At 52.6% G+C, this 14,703-nt stretch carries 13 protein-coding genes; 2 read left to right on the top strand and 11 right to left on the bottom strand.

Annotated features, from left to right (window positions below):
• Positions 1–30 precede the first annotated feature (30 nt).
• The 10 genes from mdh to dnaE all read right to left on the bottom strand — a co-directional run bounded on the left by mdh (position 31) and on the right by dnaE (position 12,822).
• Positions 31–966: a malate dehydrogenase gene (gene mdh, locus BJU60_RS00065; RefSeq protein WP_070326939.1), complete on the bottom strand. Its 936-nt coding sequence runs from the start codon at positions 964–966 to the stop codon at positions 31–33.
• Between the two features lie 40 nt (positions 967–1,006).
• Entirely contained in the window at positions 1,007–2,278 is a 1,272-nt protein-coding gene (gene icd, locus BJU60_RS00060) for an NADP-dependent isocitrate dehydrogenase (protein ID WP_070326938.1), read from the bottom strand.
• A gap of 114 nt (positions 2,279–2,392) precedes the next feature.
• A complete protein-coding gene (gene citZ, locus BJU60_RS00055; RefSeq protein WP_070326937.1) occupies positions 2,393–3,505 on the bottom strand; it encodes a citrate synthase in 1,113 nt (370 codons plus the stop codon).
• Between the two features lie 184 nt (positions 3,506–3,689).
• Positions 3,690–4,154: a DUF441 domain-containing protein gene (locus tag BJU60_RS00050; RefSeq protein WP_016508479.1), complete on the bottom strand. Its 465-nt coding sequence runs from the start codon at positions 4,152–4,154 to the stop codon at positions 3,690–3,692.
• A gap of 68 nt (positions 4,155–4,222) precedes the next feature.
• On the bottom strand, positions 4,223–5,965 hold the full coding sequence (gene pyk, locus BJU60_RS00045) for a pyruvate kinase (RefSeq protein ID WP_070326936.1): 1,743 nt from the start codon (positions 5,963–5,965) through the stop codon (positions 4,223–4,225).
• 95 nt (positions 5,966–6,060) lie between these two features.
• Complete coding sequence (pfkA, locus tag BJU60_RS00040; RefSeq protein ID WP_083273929.1) at positions 6,061–7,029, bottom strand: 6-phosphofructokinase; 969 nt, start codon at positions 7,027–7,029, stop codon at positions 6,061–6,063.
• Between the two features lie 160 nt (positions 7,030–7,189).
• The gene (accA, locus tag BJU60_RS00035) at positions 7,190–8,125 is read right to left on the bottom strand and encodes an acetyl-CoA carboxylase carboxyl transferase subunit alpha (protein WP_070326934.1); all 936 of its coding nucleotides are present in this window, start codon (positions 8,123–8,125) and stop codon (positions 7,190–7,192) included.
• A complete protein-coding gene (gene accD / locus BJU60_RS00030) occupies positions 8,118–8,972 on the bottom strand; it encodes an acetyl-CoA carboxylase, carboxyltransferase subunit beta (protein WP_070327893.1) in 855 nt (284 codons plus the stop codon). Before accD ends, accA begins: the two co-directional genes overlap by 8 nt.
• Before the next feature lie 14 nt (positions 8,973–8,986).
• Positions 8,987–9,487, bottom strand: a complete 501-nt coding sequence (locus BJU60_RS00025; protein WP_233589565.1) for a FadR/GntR family transcriptional regulator — start codon at positions 9,485–9,487, stop codon at positions 8,987–8,989.
• Between the two features lie 128 nt (positions 9,488–9,615).
• A complete protein-coding gene (dnaE, locus tag BJU60_RS00020; RefSeq protein WP_070326932.1) occupies positions 9,616–12,822 on the bottom strand; it encodes a DNA polymerase III subunit alpha in 3,207 nt (1,068 codons plus the stop codon).
• 62 nt (positions 12,823–12,884) lie between these two features.
• Here dnaE and BJU60_RS00015 point away from each other — a divergent pair, with 62 nt between their 5' ends.
• A complete protein-coding gene (locus BJU60_RS00015) occupies positions 12,885–13,076 on the top strand; it encodes a hypothetical protein (RefSeq protein WP_016508471.1) in 192 nt (63 codons plus the stop codon).
• 16 nt (positions 13,077–13,092) lie between these two features.
• On the opposite strand, the gene BJU60_RS00010 is transcribed toward BJU60_RS00015, so the two are convergent.
• Positions 13,093–14,058 (bottom strand): DHH family phosphoesterase, encoded by a 966-nt coding sequence (locus BJU60_RS00010; RefSeq protein ID WP_070326931.1) that lies wholly within the window; start codon positions 14,056–14,058, stop codon positions 13,093–13,095.
• Positions 14,059–14,134: 76 nt separating this feature from the next.
• On the opposite strand from BJU60_RS00010, the gene BJU60_RS00005 reads away from it, so the two are divergent.
• On the top strand, positions 14,135–14,449 hold the full coding sequence (locus BJU60_RS00005; protein WP_236633359.1) for a YtpI family protein: 315 nt from the start codon (positions 14,135–14,137) through the stop codon (positions 14,447–14,449).
• Positions 14,450–14,703 lie beyond the last annotated feature (254 nt).

Raw genomic sequence — 14,703 nt, 5'->3', positions numbered from 1 at the left:
TCTAGCCTGCGACGCAGACTAGACTTGCTTTCAAGTTAGGACGTTCAAGACGGAACGGACCGAGTCAGCCGAGCGCTTGAGCGCGGCTTGTTCTTCGTCCGTCAGGTCAAGTTCGAGCACACGCTCGATCCCGTTCGCACCGAGAACCGTCGGCACGCCAAGATAGAGGTCACGGAAGCCATACTCTCCATCAAGATACGTGATGGCCGGTAAAATGCGGCGTTGATCTTTTAAAATCGCTTCCACCATCTCGACGATGGCCGCGGCCGGCGCGTAGTACGCCGAACCGTTGCCAAGGAGTTGGACGATCTCACCGCCACCTTTACGCGTTCTCGCGACGATCGCGTCGATGCGTTCACTCGGCAACAACTTCTCGAGCGGGATGCCTCCTGCATACGAATAGCGGATGAGCGGCACCATGTCGTCGCCGTGACCGCCGAGAACGAACCCGGACACGTCTTTCACAGAGACGTTCAACTCCGAAGCGACGAACGTCCGGAACCGCGCCGTGTCAAGCACGCCGGACTGGCCGATGACGCGCTCTTTCGGGAAGCCCGACTCTTTGAACACCGTATACGTCATCGCATCGACCGGGTTCGTCAAGACGATCAAGATCGCGTCAGGCGAATACTTGACAATCTCTTTCGTGACCGACCGCATGACGCTAGCGTTCGTCGTGACGAGGTCGTCCCGGCTCATGCCCGGCTTGCGGGCGATACCGGCCGTGATGACGACGATGTCCGAATCAGCCGTGTCGGCGTAATCCGACGTCCCGGTGATCAACGAATCAAATCCTTGAATCGGCGCCGTTTCTTGCATATCGAGCGCTTTTCCTTTCGTCGGGTTCTCAAACTCTGGCATGTCGAGAAGGACGACGTCTCCTAACTCTTTTTGAGCCAAGTATAGTGCCGTCGTGGCCCCCGTGAATCCGCTACCGATAACAGAAATTTTGTTGCGACGAATCATTGTGCTCTCCCCCTTGGTTTAGTCCAAACTTGAGTGCTACTTACATGTTTTTGATCAGTTCATCCGCAAACTCTGAACATTTCACTTCTGTCGCGCCATCCATGAGACGGGCAAAGTCGTATGTGACGACTTTCGATGCGATCGTATTCTCCATCGAACGAACGATGAGGTCAGCCGCTTCGTTCCAGTTCATGTGACGGAGCATCATCTCACCTGACAAGATGACAGATGACGGGTTGACTTTGTCAAGACCAGCATACTTCGGTGCCGTACCGTGTGTCGCTTCGAAGATGGCGTGTCCTGTCACGTAGTTGATGTTCGCCCCTGGTGCGATCCCGATTCCGCCGACTTGGGCAGCGAGCGCGTCCGAGATGTAGTCACCGTTCAAGTTCATTGTCGCGACGACGTCGAACTCACGCGGACGAGTCAAGATTTGTTGGAGGAAGATATCAGCGATTGAATCTTTCACGATGATCTTGCCTTCCGCTTCCGCTTTCGATTGCGCTTCGTTCGCAGCAGCTTCGCCTGACTCTTCTTTGATGCGGTCATACTGGGCCCATGTGAACACTTTGTCGCCGTACTCTTCTTCTGCGAGTTCATACCCCCAGTTTTTGAAGGCGCCTTCTGTGAACTTCATGATGTTACCTTTATGGACGAGCGTGAGCGATTTACGGTTGTTCGCGATCGCGTATTCGAGCGATGCCCGAACGAGACGTTTTGTTCCTTCTGACGAGATCGGCTTGATGCCGATACCCGATGTTTCTGGGAAACGGATCTTGTTGACGTTCATCTCTTCTTTCAAGAACGTGATCAACTTCTTCACTTCGTCGCTGCCTGAAGCGTATTCGATCCCTGCATAAATATCTTCTGTGTTCTCACGGAAGATGACCATGTCTGTGTCTTCAGGACGTTTGACCGGTGACGGGACGCCAGTGAAGTAACGGACAGGACGCAAGCACGTGTACAAGTCAAGTTCTTGACGGAGCGCAACATTGAGTGAACGGATTCCGCCGCCGACCGGTGTCGTGAGCGGTCCTTTGATGGCAATCAAATATTCACGGATCTCGTCGAGCGTCTCGTTAGGAAGCCACTCACCCGTTTGGTTGAACGCCTTCTCGCCAGCGAACACTTCTTTCCATTCGATTTTCTTCTCGCCGCCGTATGCTTTCTCGACAGCTGCATCAAAGACGCGGACTGCAGCGTTCCAGATGTCTGGGCCTGTTCCATCTCCGATGATGAATGGAATCGTTGGTACGTTTGGTACGTTGAGTGCACCGTTTTCTACTGTAATCTTTTGACCTTGTGTTGACATATGAATCCCCCTAAGTACATTTATGTAGGCCGACGCGAGCGCCGACCTACGTCATCTGTTAGTTTACCAAAGTTTATGTCTAAATTGTGACGCAATCTTCGAACGATGCGTCAATTAACGCTCGTTTACCGGTACGTATGAACGATTCGTTTCGCCTACGTACTCGGCACGCGGACGAATGAGACGGTTGTCGGCGTATTGCTCGAGGATGTGTGCGATCCAGCCTGACATCCGCGAGACCGCGAAGATCGGCGTGAACAGCTCTTCGTCAAGGCCGAGCGCATAGTACGTCGAAGCCGAGTAGAAGTCGACGTTCGGTTTGAGCCCTTTTTCAGTCTCGACGAGGTGATCGATCTTCTCAGACATCTCGTACCAATGTGGCTCATTGATTTGAGCCGTCAGTTGGCGACTCATCTCTTTCAAGTGTTTCGCACGCGGATCACCGTCCTTATAAACACGGTGACCGAAGCCCATGATCTTCTCACGGCGTTCGAACTTGCCGCGCACGTAGTCTTCGACTTTGTCGACCGAACCGATTTCGTGAAGCATCTTCATGACCGCCTCGTTGGCGCCACCGTGAAGTGGACCTTTGAGTGCGCCCATCGCTGCCGTCACACCAGAATACATATCTGAGAGCGTCGCTACGCAGACACGGGCTGTGAACGTCGAAGCGTTCAACTCATGGTCGGCGTGAAGAATGAGCGCCTTGTCGATCGTCGTCTCGGCGACTTCATTCGGCTCTTCCCCGTTCAACATATATAAGAAATTGGCTGCATACGACAAGCCTTGCTTCGGCGCAATCGGTTGCTTACCTTTCCGTAACCGCGCGAAAGCAGTCACGATCGTCGCGATTTGTGCTTGAAGACGAATCGCTTTACGCATGTTTGCCTCTTCGCTCATGTCTTCAGCCTCTTCATCGTACAACGCGAGTTGAGAGAGTGCCGTACGAATCGTGGCCATCGCGTTCGCAGACTTTGGTGCCCGCTCGAGTGTCGCGATAACGTCTTCTGGCAACTTCGCTTCTTGAACGAGCGCTTCTGAGAGTTTCGTTAATTCATCTGCCTTCGGAAGGCGGTCGTTCCATAATAGAAAGACGACTTCTTCGAACGTGGCATGGTCTGCCAAGTCATCGATTGTGTATCCTCCATAAGTCAATTGTCCATCAATGATCGAACTGACTTTTGAGGCTGCCGCCACAATTCCTTCTAACCCTTTAGTTGTTGACATTAATAACTCCCCCTCAGTCTTTGAAAGTAGTCGACCGCATCATACAGTCTGTTTGCAGGGAATAAGGGTGGGGGTTCGATAAATCTCCCCAGCACGTATCGAGTTCGCGCCACCCTGTCCTCCGTCTAGTATAAACAATTTACTGAAAAAAAGAAATGTAAGCGTATCCAGTCGTAAAAAAATGTCAAACCCACTTCTCGATAAGGTTATATCCCCCTAAAATGAGCGCGGCAATCCCGGCACCAACGAGCGGACCGACCGGAACGCCTTTCATGAATCCGACCGCAAGAATGGTGCCTGCGAGCAAGGCCGTCGTCACGACCGGGTCGACACGCATCAGTTGCACGCCCTGGGCGGCGGCGAGGGCGACGAAGATACCGGACGAAAAGGCAATGATGCCGACCGGTCCTTTAATACTATTCCACAATTCTCTAAAACCTATGTCTCCGGTCGCGATCGGGACGAGGACGGCGATCGTGATGATCGTCACACCCCAATGGATCCCTTTTGCGGCGAGCGTCGGGAACAGCTGGTCACCGAAGCCGATTGCTTTAATGATTAAGAGTACACTGCTCGCGATTATGACCGATTGATTATGGGAAATCACGCCGATCAAGACGAGTAATAGCAGAAATAAATAAGCACCCATGATTCATCCCTCTTTCTGAATGGAAAAAGAACCGACCTCATGAGAAGGTCGGTTCGATTGTCATTCGATTACGCGTTATAAATTTTTCCAGTAAGCGGGTCGATCGAGATCATCTGTCCGTCACGGAACGTAGACGTTGCAGATTCAACACCGACGATGACCGGTTTACGGAGCGATGGTCCAACGATGCCGGCATGGCTCGTCAATCCACCGTCTTCTGTGATGATGCCGGCTGCTTTTTCGATCGCTGGCATCATTTCTTTATCAGTGAACGGTGCCACGAGGATCATGCCGTCTTTTGCTTTAGCGTTCGCTTCGTCCGCGTTGTTCGCAACGACGACTTCTCCGACGAGGCCGCGCTCACCGATGCCGCGTCCGTTTGCAAGAGCGTGTCCGACGATGTGAATTTTCATCATGTTCGTCGTACCAGAAGTCGCTGCCGGAATACCTGCTGAGATGACAACGAGGTCGCCGTCTGTGACAAGTCCAGCGTGACGAGCTGCTTCAGACGCTTGAACCAACATCTCATCCGTGTTGTTCGGCATCGTGTCAGCAACGATCGGGTATACGCCCCAAACGAGGTTCAACTGACGAGCGACGCGCTCTGATTCAGTCACCGCGATAATGTTTGCTTCCGGACGATATTTCGCTGTACGGGCAGCCGTGTAACCTGATTGTGTTGGTGTCAAGATCGCTTTCGCGTTCAAGTTGATTGCCGTATGGGCAACCGCTTGTGAGATCGCATCCGTTACCGTATGCTCACTGCGTTTTTGACGATCTTTGAGCAAGTTTTTGTAGTCAAGCATACGCTCTGTACGAACAGCGATCGCTGCTTGCATTTGAACTGACTCGATTGGGTAGTCCCCTGCAGCCGTCTCACCTGAGAGCATGACCGCATCCGTACCATCGAGGATGGCGTTGGCAACGTCAGACGCTTCCGCACGTGTCGGGCGCGGGTTGCGTTGCATCGAGTCAAGCATTTGTGTCGCTGTGATGACCGGCTTACCGAGGTCGTTACACTTCTTGATCAATTCTTTTTGTACCGGTGTGACTTCTTCAGTCGGGATCTCGATACCGAGGTCACCACGTGCAACCATCAAACCGTCAGAGATAGACAAGATCTCGTCGATGTTATCGACACCTTCTTGGTTTTCAATTTTCGGGTAAATCTTGATGTGCGACGCATCGTGCTTCTCGAGAAGTTGACGAATGGCGACGACGTCAGACGCACGACGTACGAATGAAGCCGCGATCACGTCGATATCTTGCGAGATACCGAACTCGATGTCCGCGATATCTTTGTCTGTTAAGGCAGGAAGGTTAACCTTGACGTTCGGCAAGTTTACACCTTTCTTCGTCTTGATGACGCCTTCGTTTTCGATGATGCAACGAAGATCGCGGTTCGGAAGTTTTTCGACGACACGGAGACCGATGAGTCCGTCATCGAGCATGATGCTAGAACCGACTTCGACGTCATCGAACAATCCTTCGTACGTGACCGAGAAACGGTCTTTCGTTCCGACGATTTCTTCTGTTGAGACGATTGTCACTTCTTTCCCTTTTTCAAGGAGTGCCTTTCCGTCTGCGAACGTATGCGTCCGAATTTCAGGACCTTTCGTATCGAGAAGGACAGTCACGATTTTGCCTGCGACGCGTGATGCTTCACGGATGTCGCGGATACGTGCTCCGTGCTCTTCGTAGTCACCGTGTGAGAAGTTAAGACGAGCCACGTTCATTCCAGCTTCAATCATTTCTGGGAGAAGCTTCTCTGAAGCTGGTCCGATCGTACATACAATTTTCGTTCTACGCATAAATAAAAACCTCCTAGGGGATGTATTACATTTACACACAGAAAACGGGGGGTCGATTGACCTGATCCCGTCTCTGTGGAGTTCACTGTCACTCGTTAAATCGAAAGTTGGTTCGACAGGTCGATCAACTTCATGTCAAGCGTATGCTTGTTATGGTCGAGCGCCTCGTCGATATCGAGGTCCATCATTTTACCGCCACGGATTCCAACGACCCGTCCAGCTTTGCCTTCTAACAGGATTTCAACGGCGTAAGCGCCCATCCGGCTAGCAAGTACGCGGTCGGCGGCAGTTGGTGAACCACCACGTTGGATATGTCCAAGGATCGTGACACGTGTTTCCGAGTTTGTCTGCTCAGCAATGAGCTTACCAATCTCTTCGGCACTGCCAGCTCCTTCAGCAACGACGACAATCGAATGTTTCTTGCCGCGGGCAACACCATGGTTGATCCGCTCAACAATCGCACTCAAGTCTTCAGGACGTTCTGGGACGAGGATCGACTCCGCTCCACCGGCAAGACCGGCGTAAAGAGCGATGTCACCCGCGTCGCGACCCATCACTTCAATGACATACGTACGTTCATGTGAAGAAGCCGTGTCACGAATCTTATCGATCGCATCGAGCGCTGTGTTGAGCGCTGTGTCAAATCCGATCGTCGCGTCCGTTCCCGGAATATCATTGTCGATCGTACCAGGCAGCCCGATTGTCGGGAAACCAAGCTCCGTCAACTTCTGAGCTCCACGGTAAGAACCGTCTCCGCCTACGACAACAAGCGCATCGATGTTGAATTTCTTCAACTGTTTGACCGCTTTAGCCCGGCCTTCTTCAGTTCTAAACTCTGGGCAACGGGCAGAACGTAAGAACGTTCCTCCGCGTTGAATGATATCGCCGACTGAACCTAGATTCAATTCAACGAGATCGCCTTCAATCAAACCTTGATAGCCGTTATACACACCGTACACTTCTAGACCTTCAAAAATTGCTTTTCGGGTCACTGCACGGACTGCAGCGTTCATTCCAGGGGCGTCTCCCCCACTTGTCAATACCGCAATTCGTCTTAAATTCACGTCACTCACCTCTTATGTGTTTTAACGAAATCTGAAATAAAAATACCATGTCTGACCTTTGTTTTACAACACAAGTATGTGAAAAAAATGCATGGGGTACCGTCGGAAGCAGTCATTTCGTGAGTGGTTTAACGTGAACCTCAAGCGGTTGTTACCGTTTTCACGAGCCAAATGTGCCAATTTGATGATATTTGGCAGCGCGCCCTTGCAGCAACTCATCGCGCGAGCGTTTCACCAACTCACTGACATGCTGTGTTAATACAGGCTTCAAGAGCGAAGACTGTAGTGACACATCGATGTGGGCTCCGCCAAACACTTCCGTCACAATCTCATCGACAATCCCTAAATCGAGCAAATCTTGTGCTGTAATCTTCATCGTTTCAGCGGCCCGTTCCGCCAGCTTCGCGTCTTTCCAAAGCAGTGCTGCCGCACCTTCTGGCGAGATGACCGAGTACGTGCTGTTCTCGAGCATGAGCAGCCGGTCGCAGACACCGATGCCGAGCGCTCCTCCAGAACCGCCCTCGCCGATGACGACAGAAACGATCGGGACTTTCAACGTCGCCATCTCAAACAAGTTGCGTGCGATTGCCTCGCTTTGTCCGCGTTCTTCGGCCGCCTTACCCGGGTAAGCACCTTTCGTGTCAATGAACGTGATGACCGGCCGGTTGAACTTCTCGGCCTGCTTCATGAACCGTAACGCTTTGCGATACCCTTCCGGATGAGGCATGCCAAAGTTTCGCAACATGTTCTCTTTCGTATTGCGGCCGCGTTGATGGCCGATGATTGTCACCGGGACACCGTCGAGCGTGGCAATCCCCGCGACGATCGCCGCATCATCATATCCATGTCGGTCGCCATGCAGTTCAATAAAATCTGGGAACAGCTGATCGATATAGTCGAGCGTCGTCGGCCGTTTCGGGTTCCGTGCCAATTGCACGCGATCCCACGGTTTCATATTCCCATAATTGTCTTTTTCTAATCGGTGGAGCTTCGTCTCGAGATGGCGGATCTCCCGGGATAGGTCGATCCCTTTCGTTTCCGCCATCTCGCGCAACTTCATGAGTTGTTCGTTCAATTCTTTCGTTGAGTCAAACATGATGTGCCCCCCCGTCATGTAAATCGATGATGTTCTTTAAGAACGAACGCATCTGTTCACGATGAACGACGGCATCGAGTTGACCAGCCTCTAGCAAGAACTCAGCAGTTTGGAAGTTGTCTGGTAATTTTTCACGAATCGTCTGTTCAATGATCCGCCGTCCGGCGAAGCCGATCAACGCACCCGGTTCGGCGACGTTCAAGTCACCGAGCATGGCAAAACTAGCCGAGACGCCACCTGTCGTCGGATGGGTCAAGTAGGCGATATACAGCAATCCGGCCTCGTCATGTTGCTTGAGCGCGATGGACGTATTCGCCATCTGCATGAGGCTGACCATCCCTTCTTGCATGCGCGCACCGCCTGAAGCGGTGAACAACACGACAGGTAATCGTTCCGCAGTCGCAGTCCGGACGGCTGAAGCGATCGCTTCCCCGACGTAAGCTCCCATTGACCCCATCCGGAAGCGCGCGTCCATGACACAGATGACGGCGTGACGGCCAGAGATCATCCCCCGGCCGCAGACAATCGCCTCTTCAATCCCAGTTCGTTCCCTGTCTTTTTTTAATTTTTCTTCATAATCTGGAAAACCGAGCGGATTTTCTTTCACGCGCGGTCCAGCAAATTTCACGAATGAGTTCTCATCAGTGAGCAATCGAATCCGCTCATCTGCACTGAGCGGGAAATGGTAGCCACAATCGCACACTTTATGGTGTTCGTTCAATTGTTTCGTGTAATGCATATATTTACAGGATGGACATTTTGTCATCAATCCTTGTGGTGCGTCAATTTTCGGTTCTCGTTGACGCAACGGCATGTATCGTTTTGGTTTCTTGAAAAAAGCAGTCATCGCTTCCCCCTCGTTCATTCCGGCATCCTCACCTTGCGCCACATCTCCAATAATTGTGTTCGTTCTTCGATCGTATACAGTTCACCTGCGTCCGTCCCGTCATAAAATCGGTTCACTTCACTCCAAATTCGAATGAAGAGCTCGTTGTCTAGGCCTAGAATCAGCTGTTGACGGAACTCGCGATCATTCGCTAAGTTCGCTTCGAGCAGCTTGACCCGCTCCGGTGTCGGCTCGACTTCAGAAAACGCAAGGCGCTCAAGCAACCGCAACATGTCGACGATGTCGGACGCTTTCGTCTGTTTCGTGACGATAAACTCAGACAAGATCTCGATGTAGCGGTGCCGATCTTGCTCGCACAAAAACGTCCCGCCCCCGTGACGCGTCTCCACGATCCCAAGAAAGCTGAGGGCCCGAAGCGCCTCTCGGACCGAAGCGCGGCTGATTGAAAGCGTCTCGGCCAGTTCACGTTCGGATGGAAGACGGTCGCCCGGCGCGAGCGATGCCTGAACGATCAACGATCTAATTTTAGAAATGTTTTCGTGAAATGAGGATGCGTATTTTCCATGCATCTGACCGTTCAACTCCTTTTCGGATGGCATTCTCTTTAAAGTGGTCAGACCAATCAAACAGATTATACCACTTTTTATGACTTGGTACTAGTTCCCGCGCCGGACGTTTTTGAATCGACCCGCTTCAAGACGACGTCCGCTTCCCCGAACCGGCTCTTCAAAGCGGTCATGAAGGATTCCGTTGGATTGACCGAGTAAGCAGACGCCAATTGCTTCACCTCTTTTGAGTCGGAGAAGCGACAAATCACCGGGACGTCCCCACTTGCCGTATGAAGGAGTTCTTCGAGCTCGGCGAACGATTCACGGCGAAGCCGGACGAACAACGCTTGACCATTTAACGGCCGCACCCGCTCCACGACGAGTTGAATCCGCCCGTCCCGCTCGTTTGGATGAACCTCGAGCAACAGGACGTTCCCGACATAGAGCGAGCGTGCGTAGTTTGCGAACACGCGTGGGAAGATGACGACCTCATCTTGCGAGACCCCGTCATCGACCATGGCGACACCCATCTCCTCGTTTTTCTTCGTCTTGAACGTCCGGATCGCATCGACGTAGACGACGATGAACCCTCTGTCGCCGCGCAACACTTCCTCGATCGTGGCCGTGTCCACTTGAAGCGGTGCCACCGTCGTCAAAGGTGAGTGGACGATCCACGTCCCGAGCGCCTCGCGTTCTTCTTCCGACCAATTCGGTTCCGGCGTCTCGGTCCGTTTCAAACCGAGGGCCGACAGTTCATCCGGGAGCAGATGTGTCCCCGCCTCTTCCCGCAAGCGTTCCACGGCCCGGAAAGCCCGGCTCCGCTCCCCGTGGTACATGCGGTCTAACGCCCCGGAACCGAGCAGACGGCGCAATTTCAACTGATCTTTCGTTCCCCAGTCCATCAGTTCCACGAGTCGTTTCACATCGGTGAACTGATCGTGATGCTCAATCAATCGTTCCACGTCCCGCTTCGTCAATCCTTGAATCGCCTTGAGGCCGAGACGGACTCCCGGACCTTCTAGAGACGCTCCCGCTTTCCCGTGCAAGACGTCAGGAGGATAGACGGGGATTTTCCCTTTCCTTAGCATACGCACGAGTTGATTCGTCTTATCGTACGTCACGAGATAAAAAATGCGTTCAAAGTGTGCTTTCACATACGCCAATCGATAACTGATCAAACTATAGGCGACGGCGTGCGACCGGTTGAACCCGTAGCCCGCGAATTTTTCAATCCATGAGAACACTTGTCGCATCGAATCCGTGTCGTACTCCGCCGTCTTCTCCAAAAAACGGGTTTTCTCGACCTCGATGGCGGCCATATCCTTTTTAGCGATGGCTCGACGAATCAAATCGGCCTCGGCGTATGAATATCCGGCGAGTTCGCGCAATAACTTCATGACTTGTTCTTGGTAGACGAGCACGCCTTTAGTCGTCTCCATCACTTCGCCAACGATCGGATGGACCGGCTTGTACGGCATCCCGTGCTTGCGTTTGGCATACGTCTCGATGAACTGCATCGGTCCAGGGCGATAAAGCGACATCGTAACGACGATATCTTCAAACTCGGTCGGTTTCACTTGCCGCAGCGCCTGCTTCATCCCGTCCGACTCAAACTGAAAGACGCCGTCTGTATCGCCTCGTGCGAGAACACGTAACGTCCGATTGTCATCGAGCGGGATCGATTTCAGCGAGAATAGTGAATCGGTGTCACGAATCAACATCTCCATCTCGCGCAATCGTGTCAAGTTCCGGAGACCGAGCAAATCGATTTTCAGCAGTCCGAGCGCCTCGAGATCCTTCATATTATATTGTGTCACTTGGCCCCCGTCCGTCGGTTGTAGCGGCGTTACCGTGTCAAGCGGATCTCGGCTCAAGACGATCCCGGCCGCATGGATCGATGCTTGTCTCGGCAACCCTTCCAATTGAGAAGCGATCGTCAACAGGTGCGACCGTTTTTGACTTCCGGCAAACCACTTCATTTTAGTCGGATTGTTCGTAATGCCCGCGATCCCGTCGTCCTTGACTTGTTTACTGGCAGCCTGGCCTTCTTCAAGCGTCATCCCGAGAGCGCGGGCCACGTCACGCAGCGCCGCCTTCGCTCCGAACGTCGCTAACGTACCGATTTGAGCGGCGTGATGCAGTCCATACTTGTCAAGCACGTACTGGACGACCTCGTCTCTCCGTTCGTCTTCGAAGTCTAAATCAATGTCTGGCATACTGATCCGTTCCGGGTTCAAGAAACGTTCAAACAGCAAATCGAAGCGAACAGGATCGACTTCTGTAATATGAAGCGCGAAACTGACGAGCGACCCGGCCGCCGAACCACGCCCTGGACCGACTTCGATGCCCTGCTCCCTGGCGAAGCGAACGATGTCCTCGACAATCAAAAAGTATGAGGCGAACCCCGTACCGGCGATGACGTCAAGCTCGTACCGGGCCCGATTGATATACGTGTCGGTGAGCAAATCGAGTGCTTTCAATCGCTCCGCGACGAGACGTTTGAGTCGTTCGACGGCATCAGGCAGTTCCGGGATCGCGGCAGTCGCGGCCGGAATATGCGTTACCGACGCAAGTTGTTCGAATCGCGCGAGTTCCTCGAGCTCCATGGGTTCGAACCAGTCGTTCATCTCGCTCGGCAGCCGCACATACTTGCCTTTTTGATGAACGTCCTCTTGGGAGATGACCTCGCCTTCCCCGATTGCGACGATGGCACGATACGCTTCAAAATCTTCTGGTCGCATATAGCATGTCTCTGGCGTCGGCACTAAACGAACACCGAGTTCTTCGCGCATCCCCCGAAGCTGTTTGACGATGAGCGTCTGTTCGGTCGTCTGCGGAGCAGGCAACCCGAGCCATAACCGTTCTTCTGCCACAAAGCCGAGTATACGGTTAAACAAACGACGTCGGTGGACCGGGTCACTCGTTTTCCAATTCTCAGGTAAGATGACGACCGATAAATCCGTCGGTTCGGTCAATCCGCCTGCCTCGACGATGCGATACAGCTTTGGAATATCTAGGTCGGTCATCGCATACACGAGCACGGCCAACTCGAGCCCATCGACATGTAGGCTCGTCCGTAGACCGATGACCGGCTTGACCGCATAGCGTTCGCATAGTCTCACAAATTGAGGAACGCCATAAAACGCGTCATCTGCGACCGCGACCGACTTACTCCCCCGCTCCGCCATCGAGGCGACATATTGCTCTAAGCGAATCGTGCTATGCATCAAGCTAAACGCTGATCTTACATTTAAATGGAGCACAAGCGCCCCCCTCTCTTTTTTTTTAATTGTCAAACTCATCTCGATGCTTCTCTGATACAATAATTATAGACAAAACGAATGATAAAAGGGGGTAAAAGCGTATGATTATTAATCGGGGTAAAATCGCGCGCGACAAGTTAGAACTTTTACAGAACGGACAGACCGTATTTGCCGACAGTCCTGAAATTATCGAACGGCTGCGCAAATACATTACCGAGTACCAACTAGACGTCGTCGAAGACGTCACCGATCGCGGCACGTGGTTCATTCCACAAGACGACGATACAAAATGAAGAGAGCTGACCGCGGTCAGCTCTCTTCATTTTCAAATTCGAACGGTGCGGCCACTTCTTCTAGTGCGGCAATCACATCGTCCATTTCTTCCCACGTGTCAATTGTCGCACCGGCTGCCATCGGATGCCCGCCGCCACGGTAACGTTTGGCGACTTCATTGATGACCGGGCCTTTCGAGCGGATACGGACACGAATCTCATCTTTGTTCTCGACGAACATGACCCAACATTTCAACCCCTCCAGTCCAGAGAAGCTGTTGACGAGCAACGATGCCGCTTCCGGCGTCGCATGAAACGTCCGGAGCACGTCGGCGTCGATTTTGACATATCCGACGCCCGCCTCTGTCACTTGAACGTTTTGCAGGACGTAACCTTGCAGTTGGAGTGTCGCCAAGTTCGTCTTATACATTTGGCGGTACAAGCGGTTCGTGTCGATGCCGTAACTGATCAAGTCAGCAGCGATCTCAAACGTGTGCGGCGTCGCGTTCCGGAACTGGAAGCGTCCCGTATCACCGACGATGCCCGCGAAAAGTAAGAACGCCGACTGCTCATCGATAGCCAAGCCCCATATCCGAGCGAGCTCGGCCACAATCTCCGACGTCGAACTGACCGTCGTATCGACGATCTGATGTGTCGCATACTCGTCTTCGTCAGGATGGTGGTCGATCTTGACGACGGTCTTCCCTTTCAAGGCGTATGGTCCATCGATTCGTTCGTGGTTCGCTGTATCAAGCACGAGGACGAGCGCCTCGTCATACATCTCCGGCTCCACGTGTTGCATCTTCCCTAAAAATTCGAGGTCGCGGGCAATCCCGCCGACGACGTAAACGTGTTTATCCGGGTAGGCCCGCTCGATGATCCGCTTTAAGCCGAGTTGACTTCCGAGCGCATCCGGATCGGGACGGACGTGTCGATGGATCATAATCGTGTCCGCCGCCTCGATTAACTTCAATATCGTTGTTGCTTCAGGCCAATGTGCCATGGTCGTTCCTCGCTTTCTTGATGTCCATTCTATGGTATGATGATAACAGATTATACGTTTGAAAGGGGTTTCTCACTTGAGTCAATTAATCATGATCGGACTCATCTTGTTCTCACTCGGTGCGTATTTGGTCTATAAACGTCGGGCCTTCTTGACGAAGACGCCGTACCGGAAAGCGTTGTTCAACACGCAAGCGCTCATCTGGCTCAGCTTGTTTTTGGCGCTGTTCGCCATCAACCAGATGCTCGGCGGCCTCGGCCTCAATTCGACCATCGGCTGGATCGTCAGCATCGTCATGCTCGTCCTCGGGCTTGGCAACGCAATCGTCGGAATCATTCGCTATCGCAAGATTTTCCCGAAGGCGTCTGAAGAACCAATCAACCAATCTTAATATGTAAAGAGGCTGGGACATAACCCAGTAGATTTATAAGAAAGAGGCCACCGGGAGCGACTTGTTCGCTCCCGGTGGCCTCTTCTCATTTTTATGGGTTCGTGCACGCATTTCAGACTAAACAGATAGGGGCGACCTTTGATAAAGTTAAAGTGACCAAACCATAACTTTGGAGGTGCCCCTATGTACAAAGAGTATACCATGAACCAGTTGGTTTTGCCCCTAGATTTAGAAGTCCGTCTCCAGGAAAACGA

The sequence above is a fragment of the Exiguobacterium aurantiacum genome (genome assembly GCF_001766415.1).
Taxonomy (GTDB): Bacteria; Bacillota; Bacilli; order Exiguobacteriales; family Exiguobacteriaceae; genus Exiguobacterium; species Exiguobacterium aurantiacum_A.
Note: the sequence above shows the minus strand (reverse complement) of the source record. Positions and strands in the feature narration are given on the sequence as shown.